The sequence below is a fragment of the Streptomyces sp. NBC_00461 genome, assembly GCF_036013935.1.
Taxonomy (GTDB): Bacteria; Actinomycetota; Actinomycetes; order Streptomycetales; family Streptomycetaceae; genus Streptomyces.
In genome coordinates this window covers 2,387,381-2,408,744 of sequence record NZ_CP107902.1, presented here as the reverse complement: position 1 = coordinate 2,408,744, position 21,364 = coordinate 2,387,381, and the positions used below count along the sequence as shown (strand labels likewise).

Annotated in this window: 18 protein-coding genes; 12 read left to right on the top strand and 6 right to left on the bottom strand. The window is 70.2% G+C overall.

Going from position 1 to position 21,364, the window contains the following annotated elements:
* The first annotated feature begins 62 nt into the window (after positions 1–62).
* The 7 genes from OG870_RS11515 (at position 63) to OG870_RS11485 (ending at position 7,152) form a co-directional block, all read left to right on the top strand.
* On the top strand, positions 63–1,274 hold the full coding sequence (locus tag OG870_RS11515) for a phosphoglycerate kinase (RefSeq protein WP_266512234.1): 1,212 nt from the start codon (positions 63–65) through the stop codon (positions 1,272–1,274).
* A 5-nt stretch (positions 1,275–1,279) separates the two neighbouring features.
* On the top strand, positions 1,280–2,056 hold the full coding sequence (gene tpiA / locus OG870_RS11510; RefSeq protein ID WP_266512232.1) for a triose-phosphate isomerase: 777 nt from the start codon (positions 1,280–1,282) through the stop codon (positions 2,054–2,056).
* Positions 2,057–2,160: 104 nt separating this feature from the next.
* Complete coding sequence (secG, locus tag OG870_RS11505) at positions 2,161–2,391, top strand: preprotein translocase subunit SecG (protein ID WP_266520156.1); 231 nt, start codon at positions 2,161–2,163, stop codon at positions 2,389–2,391.
* Positions 2,392–2,604: 213 nt separating this feature from the next.
* On the top strand, positions 2,605–2,940 hold the full coding sequence (locus OG870_RS11500) for an RNA polymerase-binding protein RbpA (protein WP_003976875.1): 336 nt from the start codon (positions 2,605–2,607) through the stop codon (positions 2,938–2,940).
* 163 nt (positions 2,941–3,103) lie between these two features.
* Positions 3,104–4,375, top strand: coding sequence for an MFS transporter (locus tag OG870_RS11495; protein ID WP_266841126.1), 1,272 nt, complete (start codon positions 3,104–3,106; stop codon positions 4,373–4,375).
* 52 nt (positions 4,376–4,427) lie between these two features.
* On the top strand, positions 4,428–6,083 hold the full coding sequence (gene pgi / locus OG870_RS11490) for a glucose-6-phosphate isomerase (protein WP_327690853.1): 1,656 nt from the start codon (positions 4,428–4,430) through the stop codon (positions 6,081–6,083).
* A gap of 100 nt (positions 6,084–6,183) precedes the next feature.
* The gene (locus OG870_RS11485) at positions 6,184–7,152 is read left to right on the top strand and encodes a DUF3824 domain-containing protein (RefSeq protein ID WP_327690852.1); all 969 of its coding nucleotides are present in this window, start codon (positions 6,184–6,186) and stop codon (positions 7,150–7,152) included.
* Positions 7,153–7,170: 18 nt separating this feature from the next.
* On the opposite strand, the gene OG870_RS11480 is transcribed toward OG870_RS11485, so the two are convergent.
* Genes OG870_RS11480 through OG870_RS11470 form a run of 3 tightly spaced genes read right to left on the bottom strand, consistent with a single transcriptional unit; the run spans position 7,171 to position 11,018 of the window.
* Positions 7,171–9,705, bottom strand: a complete 2,535-nt coding sequence (locus tag OG870_RS11480; protein WP_327690851.1) for an FtsX-like permease family protein — start codon at positions 9,703–9,705, stop codon at positions 7,171–7,173.
* Positions 9,706–9,744: 39 nt separating this feature from the next.
* Complete coding sequence (locus OG870_RS11475; RefSeq protein ID WP_266520154.1) at positions 9,745–10,494, bottom strand: ABC transporter ATP-binding protein; 750 nt, start codon at positions 10,492–10,494, stop codon at positions 9,745–9,747.
* An 8-nt stretch (positions 10,495–10,502) separates the two neighbouring features.
* Entirely contained in the window at positions 10,503–11,018 is a 516-nt protein-coding gene (locus OG870_RS11470; protein ID WP_266512222.1) for a PadR family transcriptional regulator, read from the bottom strand.
* A 123-nt stretch (positions 11,019–11,141) separates the two neighbouring features.
* On the opposite strand from OG870_RS11470, the gene OG870_RS11465 reads away from it, so the two are divergent.
* From OG870_RS11465 to OG870_RS11445, 5 genes are all read left to right on the top strand, one after another.
* Positions 11,142–12,413, top strand: coding sequence for an ABC transporter substrate-binding protein (locus OG870_RS11465; protein WP_266585510.1), 1,272 nt, complete (start codon positions 11,142–11,144; stop codon positions 12,411–12,413).
* A 141-nt stretch (positions 12,414–12,554) separates the two neighbouring features.
* The gene (locus tag OG870_RS11460) at positions 12,555–14,180 is read left to right on the top strand and encodes a glycoside hydrolase family 13 protein (protein WP_266512216.1); all 1,626 of its coding nucleotides are present in this window, start codon (positions 12,555–12,557) and stop codon (positions 14,178–14,180) included.
* Positions 14,181–14,257: 77 nt separating this feature from the next.
* Positions 14,258–15,586 (top strand): ABC transporter substrate-binding protein, encoded by a 1,329-nt coding sequence (locus tag OG870_RS11455; RefSeq protein ID WP_327666808.1) that lies wholly within the window; start codon positions 14,258–14,260, stop codon positions 15,584–15,586.
* Between the two features lie 6 nt (positions 15,587–15,592).
* Complete coding sequence (locus tag OG870_RS11450; RefSeq protein ID WP_266512211.1) at positions 15,593–16,954, top strand: carbohydrate ABC transporter permease; 1,362 nt, start codon at positions 15,593–15,595, stop codon at positions 16,952–16,954.
* Positions 16,951–17,790 (top strand): carbohydrate ABC transporter permease, encoded by an 840-nt coding sequence (locus OG870_RS11445; RefSeq protein ID WP_266512208.1) that lies wholly within the window; start codon positions 16,951–16,953, stop codon positions 17,788–17,790. Before OG870_RS11450 ends, OG870_RS11445 begins: the two co-directional genes overlap by 4 nt.
* 147 nt (positions 17,791–17,937) lie before the next feature.
* Here the strand turns inward: OG870_RS11445 and pgl are convergent, their stop codons facing one another.
* Genes pgl through zwf form a run of 3 tightly spaced genes read right to left on the bottom strand, consistent with a single transcriptional unit; the run spans position 17,938 to position 21,364 of the window.
* Positions 17,938–18,720: a 6-phosphogluconolactonase gene (gene pgl / locus OG870_RS11440; RefSeq protein WP_266512205.1), complete on the bottom strand. Its 783-nt coding sequence runs from the start codon at positions 18,718–18,720 to the stop codon at positions 17,938–17,940.
* Positions 18,717–19,829 (bottom strand): glucose-6-phosphate dehydrogenase assembly protein OpcA, encoded by a 1,113-nt coding sequence (gene opcA, locus OG870_RS11435; protein WP_266585516.1) that lies wholly within the window; start codon positions 19,827–19,829, stop codon positions 18,717–18,719. The genes pgl and opcA overlap by 4 nt, the downstream gene beginning before the upstream one ends.
* The gene (zwf, locus tag OG870_RS11430; protein WP_266512194.1) at positions 19,826–21,364 is read right to left on the bottom strand and encodes a glucose-6-phosphate dehydrogenase; all 1,539 of its coding nucleotides are present in this window, start codon (positions 21,362–21,364) and stop codon (positions 19,826–19,828) included. The genes opcA and zwf overlap by 4 nt, the downstream gene beginning before the upstream one ends.

Genomic DNA, 21,364 nt, shown 5'->3' with positions numbered 1-21,364 from the left:
CACGTACGGATCAGCGCTCTTACGATCACGAGCACCACAAGTCCTCCTCGGGAGCCCTCTCAATGAAGACGATCGACGAACTCCTCGCCGAAGGCGTGACCGGCAAGCGGGTCTTCGTCCGCGCCGACCTCAACGTGCCGCTGGACGGCACCACCATCACCGACGACGGCCGTATCCGCGCCGTGCTGCCCACCGTGAAGGCCCTCGCCGAGGCCGGCGCGCGCGTCGTCGTCGCCTCGCACCTCGGCCGCCCCAAGGGCGCGCCGGACCCGGCCTTCTCGCTGCTGCCCGCCGCGGAGCGGCTCGGTGAACTGCTCGGCGCGCCCGTGGCGTTCGCCCAGGACACCGTCGGCCCCGCCGCCCACGACGCCGTGGACGGCCTGCAGCCGGGCCAGGTCGCGGTCATCGAGAACCTGCGCTTCAACGCCGGGGAGACCTCCAAGGACGACACCGAGCGCGGTGAGTTCGCGGACCGCCTCGCCGCCCTCGCGGACGTCTACGTCAGCGACGGATTCGGCGCGGTGCACCGCAAGCACGCCTCCGTGTACGACCTGCCGGCCCGTCTGCCGCACTACGCCGGCCACCTCATCGCCACCGAGGTCGGCGTCCTGAAGAAGCTCACCGACGAGGTCCGGCGGCCCTACGTGGTCGTGCTCGGCGGCGCCAAGGTCTCCGACAAGCTCGCCGTCATCGACCAGCTGCTCGGCAAGGCCGACCGCATCCTCATCGGCGGCGGCATGGCCTTCACCTTCCTCAAGGCCAAGGGCCACGAGGTCGGCGCGTCCCTTCTCCAGGAGGACCAGATCCCGGCGGTCCTGGAGTACATCGAGCGGGCCGAGAAGACCGGCGTCGAGCTGGTCCTGCCGGTCGACGCGGTGGTCGCCCCCGCGTTCCCGGACCTGAAGACCAAGGCCCCGGCCGACGCCACCACCGTCGCCGCGGACGCCATCCCCGCCGACCGGATGGGCCTGGACATCGGCCCGGCGTCCGGCAAGCTGTACGCCTCGAAGATCACCGACGCCGCCACCGTCTTCTGGAACGGCCCGATGGGCGTCTTCGAACACCCCGAATTCGCCGAGGGCACCAAGGCGGTCGCCCAGGCCCTCCTCGACTCCCAGGCCTTCACGGTGGTCGGCGGTGGCGACTCCGCCGCGGCCGTCCGCCTCCTGGGCTTCGACGAGAACGCGTTCGGACACATCTCGACCGGTGGCGGCGCCTCCCTCGAATACCTCGAGGGCAAGACGCTCCCCGGCCTCGCCGCACTGGAGGACTGACCTTTATGAGCACGCGCACGCCGCTGATGGCGGGCAACTGGAAGATGAACCTCAACCACCTCGAGGCCATCGCCCACGTCCAGAAGCTCGCCTTCGCCCTCGCGGACAAGGACTACGAGGCCGTAGAGGTCGCCGTCCTGCCGCCCTTCACCGACCTGCGCTCCGTGCAGACCCTGGTCGACGGCGACAAGCTCAAGATCAAGTACGGCTCCCAGGACGTTTCGGCGCACGACTCCGGCGCCTACACCGGCGAGATCTCCGGCTCGATGCTGGCCAAGCTGAAGTGCACGTACGTGGCGATCGGCCACTCCGAGCGCCGCCAGTACCACAACGAGACCGACGAACTGGTCAACGCCAAGGTCAAGGCCGCCTACAAGCACGGTCTGACCCCGATCCTGTGTGTCGGTGAGGAGCTGGAGGTCCGCGAGGCGGGCAACCACGTCACGCACACGCTCGCCCAGGTCGAGGGCGGCCTCAAGGACCTCCCGGCCGAGCAGGCCGAGACGATCGTGATCGCCTACGAGCCGGTGTGGGCCATCGGCACCGGCAAGGTCTGCGGCGCCGACGACGCCCAGGAGGTCTGCGCCGCCATCCGCGGCAAGATCGCCGAGCTGTACACCCAGGAGCTCGCCGACCAGGTGCGCATCCAGTACGGCGGCTCCGTGAAGGCCGGCAACGTCGCCGAGATCATGGCCAAGGCCGACATCGACGGTGCCCTGGTCGGCGGTGCCTCGCTGGACGCGGACGAGTTCGTCAAGATCGTGCGCTTCCGCGACCAGTGAGTAGGCCATAGCGGCGATCCGTCGTACCCTTGCGGGGGCATGGTAGGGAGCTACCGTGCCCCCGTCGTTCATCCGAATCCGAGAGAGTTGGTCCAGCCGTGGTTTTGGGGTTCTCGATCGCCCTGATCGTCTTCAGCCTGCTGATGATGCTGCTGGTGCTGATGCACAAGGGGAAGGGCGGCGGCCTCTCCGACATGTTCGGTGGCGGCATGCAGTCGTCCGTCGGCGGCTCCTCGGTCGCCGAGCGCAACCTCGACCGCATCACCGTGGTGATCGGTCTGCTGTGGTTCGCGTGCATTGTCGTACTCGGCATCATCATGAAGACGAACAGCTGAGCAGCAACGCACACACAGCACCTGGATTCCGCACGTAAGGCCCCATGTTCGGTACGCGCAGCTGAGCGCGGCCTATCATGGGGCTTGCGTCTGGATGTAGGGGATGTAACTCCCATCACTGGACGCGCGTTGGGCCTTACGTAGACTGAGGCGCCCGCAACGAAGCGACACGCCGACTCGCTTCGCGGCACCATCACGCAGGGAGTTACGACCGTGGCAAGTGGCAACGCGATCCGAGGAAGCCGGGTCGGGGCGGGGCCGATGGGCGAGGCCGAGCGTGGCGAGTCCGCGCCGCGTCTGCGCATCTCCTTCTGGTGCTCCAACGGGCACGAGACGCAGCCCAGCTTCGCCAGCGACGCGCAGGTTCCGGAGACCTGGGACTGTCCGCGCTGCGGCTTCCCGGCCGGACAGGACCGGGACAACCCGCCGGACCCGCCGCGCACCGAGCCCTACAAGACGCACCTCGCGTACGTCCGGGAGCGGCGCAGCGACGCGGACGGCGAGGCGATCCTCGCCGAGGCGCTCGCCAAACTGCGGGGAGAAATCTAGGAGTTGAGAGCCGGCCGGGTACCCAGGGTGCCTGGCCGGAGCTGTTTCGTCACCGACCTCTGCCGTCAGCGGCCCGTTTCGTCACCGGCGGCCGGTCGCCTGCGGACCGATTGTCAGTGGTGCCCTCTACGGTTTGTGCATCGGCGAATCGTGAGGGGGAGACGTGGCGGCGGTCGAGGGGACGGGCACGTTCGCGCCCGTGTGGCGTGGGGGATTCGGGCGGCTGTGGACGGCCGCGGTGGTCTCCCGGTTCGGGGACGCGCTGCGTGGCGTGGCGCTGCCCCTGCTGGCCACTTCACTGACGAGCCGGCCCCTGCTCATCGCGTCGGTGACCGCCTGCGGCTATCTGCCGTGGATCGTCTTCGGGCTGCTCGGCGGCGCGGTCGCGGACCGGGTGGACCAGCGGCGCGCCATGTGGACCGTCGATGCGGTACGGGGACTGCTCGTCGCCGTCTTCGCCGTGGCCGTCGCCCTCGGTCACGCCTCGATCGCGCTGCTCATCGCGCTCGCCTTCGTACTGACCACCCTCCAGACGCTCTTCGACAATGCCTCCACGGCCCTGCTGCCCGCCCTGGTCGACCATGAGGCACTAGGCCGTGCCAACGCGCGTCTGATGACCGGACAGCAGATCGCGGGCGGCCTGATCGGGGCGCCCGTGGTGCCTCTGCTGATCGCCGCGGGGGCCGCCGTTCCCTTCGCGGCCGACGCGGGGACTTTCCTGCTCGCCGCCGCGCTGGTGGCCTCCCTGCAACGAACCGAAGCGCCCGAGCGCACGCCGAGACCGGCGGGCAGCACCCTGCGCCGGGAGATCGCGGACGGGCTGCGCACCCTGTGGCACGACCGGGCGCTACGCGGACTGTGCACCGCCACGGCCCTGTGCAACATCGGAATGGGCGCCCTGATCGCCACGCTGGTGATCCTGGTGACCGGCTGGCTTGACGCCGGCACCGCCGGATACGCGGTGGTGACCACGGCGTACGCGGTCGGCGGCCTGGCCGGGGGAGTGGTGAACGGGCGGATCGCCACGCGGTTCGGGCCCACGCGGACCGTGATCCTCGCCGGGCTGGTGCAGATCGCTGCCCTCGTGGTCCTGGGAAGTGTGCGCAGCCTGGCCGTGACGGCGACCGCCCTCGCTGTCTTCGGCTTCATGGGCATGGTGTGGAACGTCAACACCACGACCCTCATGCAGCAGCGCGCCCCCTCCGACATGCTGGGCCGGGTCAGTTCGGCCTTCCGTACCCTGGCCGTCGCCGGGGCCCCGGTGGGCGCCCTGCTCGGCGGGGCCGTCGCCACCGCCTGGGGACCGAACATGCCGGCCCTGCTCACCGCCGCTTTCTTCGTCCTGTCCGTCCTCGCGCTGATACCTGCCCGCAAGCGGGACGTACCTGTTGTTGCGCCGGGCGACGACGCCACGACGGCTCACGCCCCGCGCTGATCAATTAGGTTGGAACAGCTGGGACAGGCACGAAAGAAGGCTGAAGTCGGACATGAACGCAGACGGCCGTACCAGGCTCAACCAGACGCCCGAGTGGACCGCGCTGGCCAAGCACCGTGAGGAGCTCGCCGGCACCGGTCTGCGGGAGCTCTTCACCACCGACCCGGGCCGCGGCACCGGCTACACGATGCAGGTGGGCGACCTGTACGTCGACTACTCCAAGCACCTGGTCACCGACGAGACCCTGCGGCTGCTGCGCGAGCTGGCCGCCGCCACGGAGGTGTTCGGCCTGCGGGACGCCATGTTCCGCGGCGCGAAGATCAACACGACCGAGGACCGGGCCGTGTTGCACACCGCCCTGCGCGCGCCGCGCGACGCGGTGATCGAGGTCGACGGCGAGAACGTCGTCCCTGCTGTGCACGCGGTCCTCGACAAGATGGCCGGCTTCGCCGAGCGGGTCCGCTCCGGCGCCTGGACCGGCCACACCGGCAGGCGCATCAAGAACGTGGTCAACATCGGCATCGGCGGCTCCGACCTCGGCCCGGCGATGGCGTACGAGGTGCTGCGCAGCTTCACCGACCGCGACCTCACGGTCCGCTTCGTGTCGAACGTCGACGGCGCCGACCTGCACGAGGCCACCCGTGACCTCGACGCGGCGGAGACGCTGTTCGTCATCGCCTCCAAGACCTTCACCACCATCGAGACCATCACGAACGCCACATCGGCGCGCGAGTGGCTGCTCCGCGAGCTGAAGGCCGGTCAGGAGGCCGTCGCGAAGCACTTCGTGGCGCTGTCGACGAACGCCGGGAAGGTCGGCGAGTTCGGCATCGACACGGCCAACATGTTCGAGTTCTGGGACTGGGTCGGCGGACGGTACTCCGTCGACTCGGCGATCGGCCTGTCGCTGATGATCGCCATCGGCCCGGACCGCTTCCGGGAGATGCTCGACGGGTTCGCGCTCGTCGACGAGCACTTCAGGTCGGCGCCCGCCGAGTCCAACGTGCCGTTGCTGCTCGGCCTGTTGGGTATCTGGTACGGCAACTTCCACGACGCCCAGTCGCATGCCGTGCTGCCGTACAGCCACTACCTGTCCAAGTTCACGGCGTATCTGCAGCAGCTGGACATGGAGTCCAACGGCAAGTCGGTGGACCGTGACGGGCGGGAGGTCGACTGGCAGACCGGGCCGGTGGTGTGGGGCACGCCGGGCACCAACGGGCAGCACGCGTACTACCAGTTGATCCACCAGGGCACGAAGCTGATCCCGGCGGACTTCATCGGCTTCGCCGAGCCGGTGGGCGAGCTGAGCGACGGGCTCAAGGCGCAGCACGACCTGCTGATGGCCAACTTCTTCGCGCAGACGCAGGCCCTCGCCTTCGGCAAGACGCCGGACGAGGTGCGGGTGGAGGGCGTGCCCGAGGAGCTGGTGGCGCACAAGACCTTCAAGGGCGACCACCCGACCACGACGATCCTCGCGCGTGAGCTGACGCCGTCCGTGCTCGGCCAGTTGATCGCCCTGTACGAGCACAAGGTGTTCGTACAGGGCGCGGTCTGGAACATCGACTCCTTCGACCAGTGGGGCGTCGAGCTCGGCAAGGTGCTGGCCAAGCGGGTCGAGCCGGCGCTGACCGAAGGGGCGCAGGTTCCGGGTCTGGACGAGTCCAGCAGGGCACTGGTCGCCAAGTACCGGGAGCTGCGCGGGCGGGCGTGACACCGCCGCCACAGGTTCGGGAAGCGAGGCGGCACCTGGCCGTCCGCTTCCCGTAGACTGCCTCGGCGATCATGAACACGACCGCTCGGGGGAGCACACCGTGAGTAACGCACAGGGGAGTTGGCTCAGCGACAGGCTGGAAGCCCGGTCCTTTCTGAAGCCTCATCACTTGGCGCGGGCGGTGTTCCATCCGGCGTGGATCCCCCCGGCGGTCGACCCGTCCGTGGAGCAGCTCAAGCGGGTGCGGGTCATCGCCGGGGCGTTCGCGGGGCTCGGCGTCTACACCTTCGTCGAGGGCGGGTTCGCCTTCGACGAGATGCTGGACAACGCGGTCACCGCCTCCGTCGTCCTGCTGTTCCTCACCCCGCTGACGGTGGGCGTGATGCTCTACGTCTGGCGGCGCGGCGGCACGGTGCGGCAGTTGCGGGTGCCACTCGTCAACGCGCTCAAGTTGCTGCTGCTCTTCATCGGTTCGGTCCTCGTGACCGTGCTGCTCTTCCGGCTGGGCGACGCGTTCGGAATCCTCGCGAGACTCGTGCTGAGCCTCGCCGGACTCTGGATGGTGTGGTTCGTGATCGCGGGTGCGGTCAAGCTCACGGGGAACTTCTTCGGCACCGCCGCCGTGCACCGCGGCCTGCCGCCCCTGCTCGCCACGGTGACGACCTGGCTGATGGCGCTGCCCGACCTGTTCACGGGCGATCTGCACGGCCTGGGCCTCACCATGGGCATCGTGTTCATCCTGGGCGCTCCCGTGACGGTCACCGCGATCGCGGTCCTGGAGCTGCGGCGGCTCAGACAGCGCTACGGCGTCCGGCTGGCGGCACATCCGCTCACGCTGCCGCGGATCGCTCCGCCGCCACCGCCGCAGTACGCCCCGAACGGCTTCGTCCCTCGGCAGGGCAACCCGTACGGTCCTCCGCCGGGTCATCCGGCGGGTCAGCCGTCCGGGAATCCATACGGCAGTCCGTACGGCAATCCCTACGACCCGCGCCCGCCGCACCACCCGCAGAATCCCTACGGCAACTCCGGGAACCCTTACGGCAACCCAGGGAATCCGTACGGAAGTTGACCCGCTCGCGCGTTGCGGTCAGGCCAGTGCGCTGAGGGTGTCCGCGAGCCGTCGTCGTGCCGCACGGGCCGCGGGCAGGGCCGCGAGTCCGGCGGCGCCGAGCACCGCGGCCGCGCCGAACAGCACCAGCAGCGCGGGTGACGGTCCTTGGGCTATCCCTGCCCCGACGCCGCTCGATCTGCCCTGGGTGTCGATCAGCCAGTGCGCGAGGGGTGTGCCCAGGGCCGTACTGGCGAGGACGGCGGCCAGCGCGGTGCAGGTGGTGGCCGTGACCGTGATCGCGGTGATCTGGCGCGGGGACAGTCCGATGGCCTTGAGGGCGAGCAGATCGCGTTCGCCCTCGCGGACCGTGCCGCCTATCGCGGTGAGCAGTTCGATGAGCCCGATGAGGGCGAGGACGACGATCAGGCCGACGACGACCGAGCGCAGCGGGGAGAGCCCGTCGGCCGGGTTGGTCACGGCGTGCACGTCCAGATGCCCGTGCCCGGCGGTGGTCAGCCGGCCGGCGACCGCGTGCGGGTCGGCGCCGGGGCGCAGGCGGAGCTGGTAGAGGCTCGGGGTGAGGTGGGGGTCGTTCTCGCGAAGGGTGTCGAGCGAGGTGGAGATCACCCGGCCGGCGTTCTCCGGTTCGATGCTGCGGCCCACGATGTGCAGGATCTGCGGCTGCTCGCCGACCGTGATCCGCACCCAGTCGCCGACACGGGCGTCCAGCAGGTCGAGGAAGCCCTGCCCGGCCACCGCCTCGTCGCTGCCGTGCGCGCGCCGGCCCTCGGCCAGGGCGTACGGGTAGGGATTCTGGCGGGTGCCCAGGCCACGCAGGGCGATCGTGGCCGTCTGGCCGGGGACCAGGGCGGCGACCTCGACGCCGGGGTACGTGGCGGCGACCTGCGGGTCGCGATCCAGCAGTGTGCGGGTGGCGGGGCCGCTGAGACCCGCGTCCGTGTGGACGGTGAGTGCGGTCGGCAGGCCCATCTGCTCGGGCCTGCTGTGGAAACGGTCGATGGTGGTCCAGGCACTCATCGCCACGACGATCAGCAGCAGGGGCAACGCCAGCCGGGCCACGGTGGCCAGCGACCGCATCCTGCGGACAAAGGCCGTGTGCCACCCCAGCACCAACGCGGGCGACACCCCCACCCCGAGCGCCCACCGGGCCATACCCGAGAGCTGCCCGCCGGAGCGAGCGGTGGGGGGCCGGCCGGAGGGGCTGTGAGCCGGGTTGGGATTCCCGCCGGCTTGTGCCGGGGGCAGTGGGGCCGGGCTCGAAACGTGGCCGGTGTCCTGGACGTCGGCCGGAGTCGCCGGCCCTGGCCCGAACGCCCGCCGCACCAGACCTGCCGGTCGGAAGCCCGACATCCCCGGGGACCCCGCCCCCGGCTCCCGGGACTCCGTCCCTGTTCCTCGCCGAGCCGCCCCCGACAACCCTCCGCCCCTCACGGAAGGCCGTGTCACCGGGACCGGGGGTACTCGGCCCGCTCGCCAGGCCGCGAGACCTGTCGTCCCGGTGATGAAGAGGATCGCGCCCACCGGGATGGCGAAGAGGGCCGCTGTGTGGCCGGGGAGGCTCTGCCATACGCCGAGGGCGTCTCCGAGGCGGCCCGGGAAGCGGCTGCCGAGGGCCTGGGCCAGTGTTGCCGCGGACACGGCGCCCAGGACGGCGTAGGCGATGTGCTGGAGCAGGAACACGCGGACGACCTGGCCCGGGGTGAAGCCGATCGCCTTCAGGACCGAGATGTCCCGCAGGTGGCCGCGGATGCGGGTGGCGATCGCGCCGTGCACGGCGAGCCCGGCGGCGATCAGTGCGCCCAGCCCGAACAGCCCCAGCACCTGGCCGAGCAGCCGGTTGTCGCCCTGCGCCTCGGCCCGGGCCTGCTGCCAGGTGGAGACCTCGCCGATGGCGCCGGCACCGAGGACGGTGACGGCGCGCTGGACGGCGTAGGCCGTGTCCTCGGGGTCGCTGAGGCGCAGGCCGATGACCTGCCCGGTGGGGTGGGACACGACGGAGGGGAGCGCCCAGACCAGGCCCGGCTGCTCACCGGGGCGGTAGCGGGGCTCGGCGCTGTCGGCCACGCCCAGCACGGTCACCGTCCGTGCCGTGCCCGGCAGGGTGAGCGTGTCGCCCGGTTCGGCGAGCAGGGCGCGGGCGAGTCGGCTTTCCAGGACCACGCCGTCGGGCGTGGCGGGGTCCAGCCAGTGGCCCGCGGTGAGCAGCGGATGACCGATGGTGGGGCGCTCGGGCGTCGCACGCAGTTCGACCGACGCGCGGGTGCCGCGTGAGGCGAGGGTGGTGGGGGCGGTCGGGTAGGGGCCGGAGACCGACTCGACGCCGGCCAGGTCCGCCAGTCTGCGCACCTTGGCGGACTCGCTGGTGTGGATCCACACGTGCGCCCCGCGCTCCTGCGTGAAGATCCGCTGCCAGGGGTTGGTGGCGTACCCGAACAGCGCCGTGGCCAGCAGCAGCGACACCACTATTCCAGCGGTGGCGAGCACCAGGAACAGCGCCTCACCGCGATGCGTGCGCAGATCGGAGTGCGCCCAGCGCAACGTCGCCCGCATGCGGCTCAGCCCTTCCGGGGGTCGTCGTACGCCCGCATGTCAGTCCCTGAGTTCGAGCACACCGGATATGCCCGTCCCGCGCGACGGCGCGCCGTCGAGCGCCGCGTCGTCGGCTATCCGGCCGTCGAAGAAGCTGATCACCCGGTCCGCGGCGCTCGCCAGCCGCGCGTCATGGGTGACCAGCACGATCGTCTGGCCGCGCTGGTGGAAACGGGACAGCAGCCGCATCACCTCGCGGGTGCCCTTGCTGTCCAGGCTGCCCGCGGGCTCGTCGGCCAGCAGGAGCGGCGGATGGTTGACCAGGGCGCGGGCCAGTGCGACCCGCTGCTGCTGGCCGCCCGACAGTTCGCCCGGCAGGCTCCGCTCCTTGCCTTCAAGACCCAGTTCGGCCAGCAGCTCCTCCCGCTCGGCACGAGCCCGCTTCGGCGCCACTCCGGCCAGCAGCGCCGGCAGCTCCACGTTGTCGGCGACCGACAGACCGGATACGAGATTGAAGAACTGGAAGACGATGCCGATCCGTTTCCTGCGCTCCACCGCCCAGCGCGCCTCACTCCAGGCGTCCGTGCGCTCGCCGTCCAGCAGGATGCTGCCGCCGTCGGGCCGCTGCAGTCCGCCCAGCAGGTGCAGCAGCGTCGACTTGCCGGCGCCGGACGGGCCGGTGACGGCCACGAACTCGCCCTGCCGCACACACAGCTCGACCCCGCGCACGGCACACGCCGGGGCACCCTCGCCGTAGTGCGTCTTGACCAGGCCTTCGGCGCGCAGCACGGGAGCGGGGCCGTCACTCAACCCAGCACTCACTCCAGCTCCTCCAGCTCTTCCTGACACCGTTCCAGCCAGTCGAGGTCGGCCTGCAGGTGCAGCATCGCGCCCTCGATCAGCAGATGGGCGATGCGGTTGTCGCGGTCTTCGGCGGCCGCCAGCTTCGACAGGTCACGCATGGTGTTGAGGTACTGGCGCCGCTGCTTGTTGATCAGGGCGATCTGCTCGGCGAGACCCGTCTGCGGAGCGAGTGCCAGCTTCATGAAGAACTCGTCCCGCACCCGCGGCTCGTCCTCGGGCTCCTCGAACCAGGCGCGCAGTGCCGCCCGCCCGGTGTCGGTGAGGTCGTAGACCTTTTTGTTGGGCCTGCTCGACTGCTCGACGTCTTTGCCCTCGATCAGCCCTTGCTTCTCGAGGCGGCCGAGGGTTACGTAGATCTGGCCGACGTTCGGCTGAGGGTACGCGGAGCCCAGCAGTTGCTCAAGGTCCTGCTTCAGCTCGTAGCCGTGGGCCGGGCCGCGTGCGAGGAGTGCCAGGAGGGGCAGGCGCACGTGTGCTGTCCTCCCGTCCTCGTAATGTGCTCCAGGCCCTAGTATCGCGCATACCTAACAGGTATACATGGCCTCTGTCCCCGGGCGAGGATGCCCGTGGTGCCGGTGTACAGGGAGGAACCTATGCGGTGGATCCATGCCGCCGGTAGGGGCCTCCTGGTTCTCGTCGTGGTCATGACCGGGTACGTCGCCTCCGGCGCGCGCGCCGACGAGGGCACGGCAGGCGGCCGCGGGCCCCTGACGCTCGCCACCGCGGGAGACCTCACCAGCTATCTCGGCCCCTTGCTGGAGGGCTGGAACCGCGCTCACCCCGGCGAGAAGGTCACCCTCGTCGAACTGCCGGACTCCGCCGACGAGACCCACGCCCAGATGGCCACCGACCTGCGCGGCGGCGACCGCAGCCGGTTCGACGTCCTCAACATCGATGTGAACTGGACCTCGGAGTTCGCGGCGGCGGATTGGATAAGGCCACTGCCCCGCGACCGCTTCCCGCTGAAGAGCTTCCTGGATCCGGTCGTCGACACGGCGACCTACGACGGCCATCTGTACGCCGTCCCGTACGTCACCAACGCCGGCCTGCTCCTCTACCGCAAGGACGTCCTCGCCAAGGAGGGCGTCCCGCCGCCGCGCACCTGGGCCGAGTTGGAGCACGACGCCAGGACCGTCGCGCCGAAGTACGGACTCGACGGCTACGCGGGGCAGTTCCTCCCCTACGAGGGCCTCACCGTCAACGCCGCGGAGGCCGTCTACTCCGCGGGCGGCAGCATCCTCGGCGACGAGGGCGCACGGGTCACCGTGAACTCGGCGGCCGCACGCGAGGGCATCGGGTTCCTCGCCCGGGGCGTGCGCGAGGGCTGGATCCCGAAGAAGGCGCTGACGTACAAGGAGGAGGAGTCCAAGCAGGCCTTCCAGGACGGCCACCTGCTGTTCCTCCGCAACTGGCCCTACGCCTATGTCGCCGCGTCCACCAAGGGCTCCCCGGTCGCCGGCAGGATAGGCGCGGTGCCGCTGCCCGGGCCGCACGGGCCGGGGAAGAGCGTCCTCGGGGGCTCCAACCTGGCCGTCAACACGCACACCCGGCATCCCGACTCGGCCGCCCGCCTGATCGCGTACCTCACCAGCGAGCCCGTCCAGCGCCAGGTCCTCACGCGCGGCGCGCTGCCGCCCGTACGCGCCGCGCTGTACGAAGATCCCGCGCTGATACGGCAGTTCCCGTATCTGCCGACCCTGCGCAAGAGCGTCGTCTCCGCCCAGCCGCGCCCCAAGAGCCCGCGTTACGACCAGGTCAGCCTCGTGGTGCAGGCGGTCGTGCAGGACGCGATGACCGGGCACGAGACGCCTTCGGCGGCGGTGCGACGGCTGGCGCGGGAACTGGCCGCCATTCCCGGCCGATAGCTCCTAGTTACTTGTTAGGTAACGCGACGGTCTCTCTTGGGCTGATTCTGACCCATTAAATGCGCATATAAAGGGTTGACTCCTCGGTAGGTTCCGTCTTTTCATTGACACCCTCTCGACACGTCTACCTAACATGCATGCATGTTGAGTAAGTACCGCCGCTGGTGGCGTGACGCGGTGATCTACCAGGTGTACGTCCGCAGCTTCCTGGACAGCACCGGCGACGGCATCGGCGATCTGGCCGGGGTCCGGGCCGGGCTGCCGTATCTGAAGAAGCTGGGCGTGGACGGGATCTGGCTGAGCCCCTTCTATCCCTCGCCCCAGCACGACCACGGCTACGACGTGGCCGACTACTGCGACGTCGACCCGCTCTTCGGCGACCTCGCCGAGTTCGATCTGCTGGTGGCGGCCGCCCGGCGGCTCGGCGTCAAGGTGCTCCTCGACGTGGTGCCCAACCACTGCTCCAGCGAGCACCCGTGGTTCAAGGAGGCGCTCGCGGCGGCGCCCGGCAGCGCGGCCCGCGCCCGCTTCCACTTCGCCGACGGACGCGGCACGGACGGCTGCGAGCCGCCCAACAACTGGCACTCCATGTTCGGCGGCCCCGCCTGGACCCGGGTCGTCGAGTCCGACGGCCGCCCCGGCCAGTGGTACCTGCACATGTTCGCGCCCGAGCAGCCCGACTGGAACTGGCGCGTCCCGGACGTCGCCGCCGAGTTCGACCGGGTGCTGCGCTTCTGGCTCGACCGCGGCGTCGACGGCTTCCGCATCGACGTCGCCGCCGGCCTCTTCAAGCACCCCGGCCTGCCCGACTCGGACGACCCCGAGGCCGACGCCCGCACCCGCGACTCCGTGAACCCGCTCGCCTGGAACCAGCCCGAGGTGCACGACGTGTGGCGGCACTGGCGGGCGGTGTGCGAGGAGTACACGGCACGGGACGGCCACGAGCGGCTGCTGGTCGGCGAGGTGTCGGTGCCCAGCGCCCGCGAGCACGCGAAGTACGTACGCTCGGACGAGCTCCACCAGGCCTTCTTCTTCGACCTGCTCAGCGCCCCGTGGAACGCGGACGCCTTCCGCAAGGTCATCTCCGAGGCCATGCAGGACATAGCAGGCACGGGATCCACCGTCACCTGGGTGCTCAACAACCACGACCAGGTCCGCACCGTCACCCGCTACGGCGAACCCGCCACCGGGGGCGGCCTCGGCGCCGCCCGCGCCCGCGCCGCCGCGCTGCTGATGCTGGCGCTGCCCGGCGCCGCGTACATCTACCAGGGCGAGGAGCTGGGTCTGCCCGAGGTCGTCGACCTGCCCGACGACGTGCTCACCGACCCCATCTTCCGCCGCACCGGCAGCCGGGCCCGGATCCGTGACGGCTGCCGGGTGCCACTGCCGTGGTCCGGGCAGGCGTCCCCCTTCGGCTTCACCTCCGGCGCCGAGAGCGCCCGGCCGTGGCTGCCGCAGCCGTCGTACTTCGCCGAGTACGCCACCGACCGTGCCCTCGCCGACACCCGCTCCTTCTGGCACCTGTACCGCGACGGCCTCCAACTCCGCGCCGCGCTGCCCCAGTTGGGCGAGGGAATGCTGCGCTGGCTGGACACCCCACCGGGCGTCCTCGCCTTCACCCGGGGCGACGGCCTCGTCTGCGCCGTCAACTTCGGTACGGCGCCCACACCCGCGCCGGTCTCCGGCACCCCCCTGCTGTCCAGCGGCCCGTGCCCGATCGGGGTGCTGCCCGGCTCGACGGCCGCGTGGTGGATCAACGACCTCTGACCACCGTCACGGACCGCTGATCACCGCCCATCCCCTGATTGCTCGTCAGTTACTCACCCCTTGAAGGGACATCAACGATGATGCGACGACGTACGACCATGCTCGCAAGCTGCACCACCCTCGCCCTGGCTCTCGGCGCTACCGCCTGCGGAGGCGGCGGTCCGGTCTCGGCCGGCGGCGGTGACAAGGCGCTCAGCGGGCAGACGGTCACCGTGGCCGGTGTCTGGTCCGGCAGTGAGCAGAAGAACTTCCAGAAGGTGCTGGACGCGTTCAGCGCGAAGACCGGCGCCAAGACGCAGTTCACGTCCACCGGGGACAACGTCTCCACCGTCGTCGGCAGCAAGATCGAGGGCGGCAACGCGCCGGACGTGGTGATGGTCCCGCAGGTCGGCGTGTTGCAGCAGTTCGCGAAGAAGGGCTGGCTCAAGCCGCTGTCGGCCACCACCGAGAAGTCCGTGGACGCGGGATACGCGCCCGTCTGGAAGAAGTACGGCAGCGTCGACGGCCACCTCTACGGCCTCTACTTCAAGGCCGCCCACAAGTCGACGGTCTGGTACAGCCCGGACGCCCTCGACCAGGCCGGCGTCAAGCCGCCGACCACGTACGACGCGATGCTGAAGGCCGGACACACCGTCTCCGACTCGGGCCTGGCCGCCTTCTCGGTCGCCGGTCAGGACGGCTGGACCCTCACCGACTGGTTCGAGAACATCTACCTCTCGCAGGCCGGTCCCGAGAAGTACGACGCCCTGGCCGCCCACACGTTGAAGTGGACCGACGCCTCGGTGGTCAAGGCACTCGGCACGCTGGGCAAGCTGTTCAAGGACAGGCAGCTGATAGCCGGCGGCCAGAAGGGGGCCCTCAACACCGACTTCCCGGGCTCCGTGGAGAAGGTGTTCGGCCCCAAGCCCGAGGCGGGCATGGTGTACGAGGGCGACTTCGTTGCCGGGGTGGCCCACGACCAGTTCGGCAGGAGCATCGGCGCGGACGCGAACTTCTTCCCCTTCCCGGCGGTCGACGGGGGCAAGGCGCCCGTGGTCAGTGGCGGCGACGCGGCGGTGGTCCTGAAGGACGGCAAGAACACCAAGGCCGGCATGAAGCTCCTGGAGTACCTCGCGACCCCCGAGGCCGCGGCCGTGTGGGCGAAGGCCGGCGGCTTCCTGTCCCCGAACAAGAAGCTGACACTCGACTCGTACGGCGACGACGTCACCCGCGCCACCGCCAAGTCCCTTGTCGGAGCCGGGGATTCGGTCCGCTTCGACATGTCCGACCAGGCGCCGGCGGCCTTCGGCGGGACGAAGGGCGCGGGGGAGTGGAAGCTGCTCCAGGACTTCCTGCGCGACCCGTCCGACCCGAAGGGCACCGCGGCGCAGCTGGAGACCGCGGCGGCCAAGGCGTACAAGGGCTGACGGGCCATGACCGCGACTCTGGTGAAAGAGACAAGTCCGCCTGGACTCGGGGCGGTTGAACGTGCTCGCCGCTCACGGCGGCGGGCGCGGTTCATCGCCGTGCTGTTCGCGTTGCCGGCACTGCTCCTGCTGGGCGCGCTCGTCGTCTACCCGGTGCTGTTCTCCGTCGGCCGCAGCTTCTTCGACGCGTCCGGCACGCGCTTCGTGGGCGGCGACAACTACACCGAGATGTTCCGGGACCCGGCGACCCTCAAAGCCGTCCGCAACACGGCCATCTGGGTCGTCGTCGCCCCGGCGCTGCTGACCGGCCTGGGCCTGATCCTCGCCGTCCTGGTGGAGAAGGTCCGCTGGGCGACGGCCTTCAAACTGCTGCTGTTCATGCCGATGGCGGTGTCCTTCCTGGCCGCGGGCATCATCTTCCGGCTCGCCTACGACGAGGACCCGAACAAGGGTGTGCTGAACGCGGCCGTGGTCGGCGTGCACGACGCCTTCAAGAGCACCTCGGAGTATCCGACCGCGCGGGCTCGCGAGGGACAGGGACTGACGGCGCGGCCGGACGGCTCGTACCGCACGAACGACCGCGTGTCGCCGGGGGACTCGGTGGCGCTGGGGTTGGTCGGCGTCGCGCCGAAGGACCTGCCGGGCGATGCGGGGCCCGCGTACACGGCCGCGCACCGGCGGGCGGCGGCCGACGAACTGCGCGGGGTCGTCTACCTGGACTTCACACCCGGCGGGGGAGGGAAGCAGGGGCAGGTCGACCGGCGGGAGAGCGGGCTGCCGCAGATGAGGGTCGAGGCGGTGCGGGACGACGGTACGACAGCCGCGCACACGACCACCGGGTCCGACGGTTCCTTCCGCTTCACGGGCCTCAAGTCCGGCTCGTACGCGGTGCAGTTGCCGGCCTCGAACTTCGCGCAGCCGTATGACGGGGTCTCCTGGCTCGGGCCGATGCTCGTCACCCCGGCGATCATCGGGGCGTATCTGTGGATCTGGACGGGCTTCGCGATGGTGCTGATCGGCGCGGGGCTGGCCGCTCTGCCACGGGACGCGCTGGAGGCGGCGCGGATGGACGGCGCGAACGAGTGGCAGATCTTCCGTCGGATCACCGTCCCGCTGCTCGCGCCCGTGCTGACCGTGGTCTTCGTGACCCTCGTGATCAACGTGATGAAGGTCTTCGACCTCGTCTACATCATCGCGCCCGGCCCGGTGCAGGAGGACGCGACCGTGCTCGCCACCCAGATGTGGCTGGTGTCGTTCGGCGGCGGCAACAACCAGGGACTCGGCAGTGCGCTCGGGGTGCTGCTCCTGCTGCTGGTCGTGCCCGCCATGGTCCTCAACGTCCGTCGTTTCCGAAGGAGTCAGCGATGAACGCGGTGCGGCGCACTCTGAGCAGCGGTGTGGTGCAGGCCTTTCTCGTCCTGATCGGCCTGGTGTGGCTCACTCCGCTGGCGGGGCTGTTCCTGTCCTCGCTGCGGTCCACGCAGGACTCGGCGAGCAGTGGCTGGTGGACGGTGTTCACCAGTCCGGGTCAGCTGTCCTTCGACAACTACTCGGCGTTGCTGAAGAACGCCGGGATGACGCAGGCGTTCTGGAACACGGTGCTGATCTCGGTGCCGGCGACCGTGCTGGTCGTCGTCCTCGCGGCGCTGGCCGGATACGCCTTCGCCTGGCTGGACTTCCCCGGGCGGGAGGCCGTCTTCCTGGTCGTGGTGGCCCTGTTGGTGGTGCCGGTGCAGATCGGACTGCTGCCGGTGGCCAAACTCTTCGGAGAGCTGGGGCTGTTCGGGACGATTCCGGGGGTCGTGCTCTTCCATGTGGCCTACGGCCTGCCGTTCGCCGTGTTCCTCCTGCGCAACTACTTCGCCGAGATGCCGAAGGAGATGCTGGAAGCGGCTCGCATGGACGGTGGCAGTGAGTGGCGGATCTTCACGCGGCTGGTCCTGCCCGTGGGCCGCCCGGCGATCGCCTCGCTGGCCATCTTCCAGTTCCTGTGGGTGTGGAACGACATGCTGGTGGCGCTGCTGTTCGCGGACAGTTCCTCGCAGCCGTTGACTGTTCAACTCCAGTCGCAGATACGGCAGTTCGGGAGCAACATCGATGTGCTGGCGCCTGGGGCGTTTCTGTCGCTGGTGGTACCGGTCGTCGTGTTCTTCGCGTTCCAGCGGCACTTTGTGCAGGGGGTCATGGCGGGGTCGGTGAAGTGAGGGCTCTTCGCCCCCGCCGCCCCTACCCGTCCCGTTCCCGGGGGGCTCCGCCCCCGGACCCCTGCTCCTCAAACGCCGGAGGGGCTGAAATCAGCCCGTCCGGCGTTTGAGGACGAGGCCCCTTCAGGGCCGAAGCCCCCAGGGTTCTTACGGCGAAGCCGGCGGATACAGCGACCTCGGCAGCTGTGAAGCGGCAGCCGCGTCGAGTAGCCACAGTGTGCGGGAGCGGCCGCGTGCGCCTGCCGCCGGGGCCTGGACCTCGCCCGCCCCGGAGAGCGCGATCGCCGCGGCCTGCGCCTTGTCCTCGCCGGCCGCCAGCAGCCAGACCTCACGTGCCGCACGGATCGCCGGAAGGGTCAGGGTCACACGCGTCGGTGGCGGCTTGGGGGCGCCGTGCACCGCCACCACCGTCCGCTCCGTCTCCCGGACGGCGGGAAGCTCCGGGAACAGGGACGCCACGTGCGTGTCCGGACCGACGCCCAGCATCAGGACGTCGAACGTGGGCACGGCACCGTGGTTCTCGGGGCCGGCCGCACGGGCCAGCTCCTGGGCGTACCCCTCCGCCGCCGCCTCGACGTCCGGGCCGTACGGGCCGTCCGACGCCGGCATGGCGTGCACGCGCTTCGGGTCCAGCGCGACGGCGTCGAGCAGGGCCTCACGGGCCTGCGTGACATTGCGCTCGGGGTCGCCCTCGGGCAGGAAGCGCTCGTCCCCCCACCACAGGTCCAGCCGGACCCAGTCGACCGCGTCCCGTGCCGGGGCGGTGGCCAGGGCGGCCAGCAGGCCGTTGCCGTTGCGGCCGCCCGTGAGGACCACGGACGCGTAGCCCCGGGAGGCCTGCGCGTCCACGATCTTCGTGATGAGGCGGGCCGCGGCGGCCTGCGCCATCAGTTCCTTGTCGCGGTGCACGACCAGCTGCGGAGTGCTCACTTCGCCGCCGCCTTCTTCGCCACGTCGGTCACCGCTGCCTCCTCCGCCGCTTCCTTCGCGGGAGCTTTCGCAGCGTCCTCGACAGGGGTTTCGACAGGGGCTCCCGCTCGGCCCGGTTCTCCTTTGGCCGGATCCTCGGCCACGGGTTGCGCCGACGATGCGGACGCCGATGGCGAGGGCGCCGACGGGTTCAGCCGTTCCACCCCGAACCGCAGCGCCGACGCATAGGTGTCGTCCGGATCCAGCCGCCGCAGCTCCTCCGCGATCAGCTCGGCCGTCTCACGTCGCTTCAGCGCCACCGCACGGTCCGGCTGGCCCTGGATGGAGAGGGTGGCGAGCGAACCGTCCGCGCGGTCCAGGACGACCTGGCCCGTGTCGGTGGCCATACGGACCGCCGTCAGACCCGGGCCGTTCGACAGCGACCGCTTCACCGGCACGTCCAGCCGGTCCGCCAGCCACATCGCGAGCAGCTCGCAGCTCGGGTTGAACTCCTCGCCCTCCACCTCGACGGCCTCCACCTTGCAGGTGACCTGGTCGAGGGCGGCGGCCAGCATCGAGCGCCAGGGCGTGATGCGGGTCCAGGAGAGGTCGGTGTCGCCGGGGGTGTAGGTGTCGGCGCGGGCCGTCAGCTCCCGTACCGGCTGTTCCGAGGCGTACGTGTCCGTGACGCGGCGCTGGGCGAGGGCGCCCAGGGGGTCGTTCGCCGGGTCGAGGGGCGCGTTCACCGGCCACCAGACGACGACGGGTGCGTCCGGCAGCAGCAAGGGGAGCACCACCGACTGCGCGTGGTGCACCACTTCGCCGTACAGACGCAGGACGACCGTCTCGCCCGACCCTGCGTCCGCGCCCACCCGGACCTCGGCGTCCAGGCGGGACTGCGTACGGTCGCGGGGCGTGCGTGAGACGCGCTTGATGACCACCAGGGTGCGCGAAGGGTGCTCGTGCGAGGCGTCGTTCGCCGCCCTCAGGGCGTCGTACGCGTTCTCCTCGTCCGTGACGATGACCAGCGTGAGCACCATGCCCACGGCAGGCGTGCCGATGGCCCGCCTGCCCTGCACCAGCGCCTTGTTTATCTTGCTGGCCGTGGTGTCCGTGAGGTCTATCTTCATGGCCGGCGCCAGCTCCGTCCGTCTCGCTCGAGCATTTCGTCAGCCTCGACGGGCCCCCAGGTGCCGGACTGGTACTGGGCGGGCTTGCCGTTCTGGTCCCAGTACTCCTCGATCGGGTCGAGGATCTTCCAGGACAGCTCGACCTCCTCGGTGCGCGGGAAGAGGTTCGAGTCGCCCAGCAGCACGTCCAGGATCAGACGCTCGTACGCCTCCGGGGAGGACTCGGTGAAGGACTCGCCGTAGGCGAAGTCCATCGAAACGTCCCGGATCTCCATGGAGGTGCCCGGCACCTTCGAGCCGAAGCGGACCGTGACGCCCTCGTCCGGCTGGACGCGGATGACGATCGCGTTCTTGCCGAGCTCCTCCGTCGCCGTGTGGTCGAAGGGGGAGTGCGGGGCCCGCTGGAAGACGACCGCGATCTCGGTGACCCTGCGGCCCAGGCGCTTGCCGGTGCGCAGATAGAACGGGACGCCCGCCCAACGGCGGTTGTCCACCTCCACCTTGATCGCCGCGTACGTGTCGGTCTTCGACTGCGGGTCGATGCCGTCTTCCTGGAGGTAGCCGACCGCCTTCTCGCCGCCCTGCCAGCCCGCCGCGTACTGGCCGCGCACGGTGTCGCGGCCCAGGTCCTTCGGCAGCCGTACGGCCCCGAGCACCTTGGTCTTCTCGGCGGCCAGCGCGTCCGCGTCGAAGGAGGCGGGCTCCTCCATCGCGGTGAGCGCCATCAGCTGGAGGAGGTGGTTCTGGATGACGTCACGGGCGGCGCCGATGCCGTCGTAGTACCCGGCCCGGCCGCCGATGCCGATGTCCTCGGCCATCGTGATCTGCACGTGGTCCACGAAGGACCGGTTCCAGATCGGCTCGAACATCGTGTTGGCGAAGCGCAGCGCCAGGATGTTCTGGACGGTCTCCTTGCCCAGGTAGTGGTCGATGCGGAAGACCTGGTCCGGGGCGAAGACCTCGTGGACGACCTTGTTCAGCTCCTCGGCCGACTTCAGGTCGTGGCCGAAGGGCTTCTCGATGACCGCGCGGCGCCAGGAGCCGCCGGTCTGCTCGGCCAGGTGGTGCTTCTTCAGCTGCTGGATGACCACGGGGAAGGAGCGCGGCGGCACCGACAGGTAGAAGGCGAAGTTGCCGCCCGTGCCCTGTGCCTTGTCGAGTTCGTCGATCGTGGCGCGCAGCCGCTCGAAGGCGTCGTCGTCGTCGAAGGTGCCCTGCACGAAGCGCATCCCCTGGATGAGCTGCTGCCAGACCTCCTCACGGAACGGCGTACGGGCGTGTTCCTTGACGGCGTCGTGGACCTCGGCCGCGAAGTCCTCGTGCTTCCACTCGCGGCGCGCGAAGCCGACGAGGGAGAAGCCCGGCGGCAACAGACCCCGGTTGGCGAGGTCGTACACGGCGGGCATGAGCTTCTTTCGGGACAAATCGCCCGTGACGCCGAAGATGACCAGGCCCGACGGCCCCGCGATGCGCGGGAGCCGTCGGTCCGCGGGGTCACGAAGCGGATTCGCTCCGGAACCGGAGAAAGGAGCCAA

What these genes read in the sequence shown, in the direction of transcription:
- OG870_RS11515 (WP_266512234.1), top strand. Translation starts at nt 63, where the DNA reads ATGAAGACGATCGACGAACTCCTCGCCGAAGGCGTGACCGGCAAGCGG.
- tpiA (WP_266512232.1), top strand. Translation starts at nt 1,280, where the DNA reads ATGAGCACGCGCACGCCGCTGATGGCGGGCAACTGGAAGATGAACCTC.
- pgi (WP_327690853.1), top strand. Translation starts at nt 4,428, where the DNA reads ATGAACGCAGACGGCCGTACCAGGCTCAACCAGACGCCCGAGTGGACC.
- OG870_RS11480 (WP_327690851.1), bottom strand. Translation starts at nt 9,705, where the DNA reads ATGCGGGCGACGTTGCGCTGGGCGCACTCCGATCTGCGCACGCATCGC.
- OG870_RS11465 (WP_266585510.1), top strand. Translation starts at nt 11,142, where the DNA reads ATGCGGTGGATCCATGCCGCCGGTAGGGGCCTCCTGGTTCTCGTCGTG.
- OG870_RS11460 (WP_266512216.1), top strand. Translation starts at nt 12,555, where the DNA reads ATGTTGAGTAAGTACCGCCGCTGGTGGCGTGACGCGGTGATCTACCAG.
- OG870_RS11455 (WP_327666808.1), top strand. Translation starts at nt 14,258, where the DNA reads ATGATGCGACGACGTACGACCATGCTCGCAAGCTGCACCACCCTCGCC.
- OG870_RS11450 (WP_266512211.1), top strand. Translation starts at nt 15,593, where the DNA reads ATGACCGCGACTCTGGTGAAAGAGACAAGTCCGCCTGGACTCGGGGCG.
- OG870_RS11445 (WP_266512208.1), top strand. Translation starts at nt 16,951, where the DNA reads ATGAACGCGGTGCGGCGCACTCTGAGCAGCGGTGTGGTGCAGGCCTTT.
- opcA (WP_266585516.1), bottom strand. Translation starts at nt 19,829, where the DNA reads ATGAAGATAGACCTCACGGACACCACGGCCAGCAAGATAAACAAGGCG.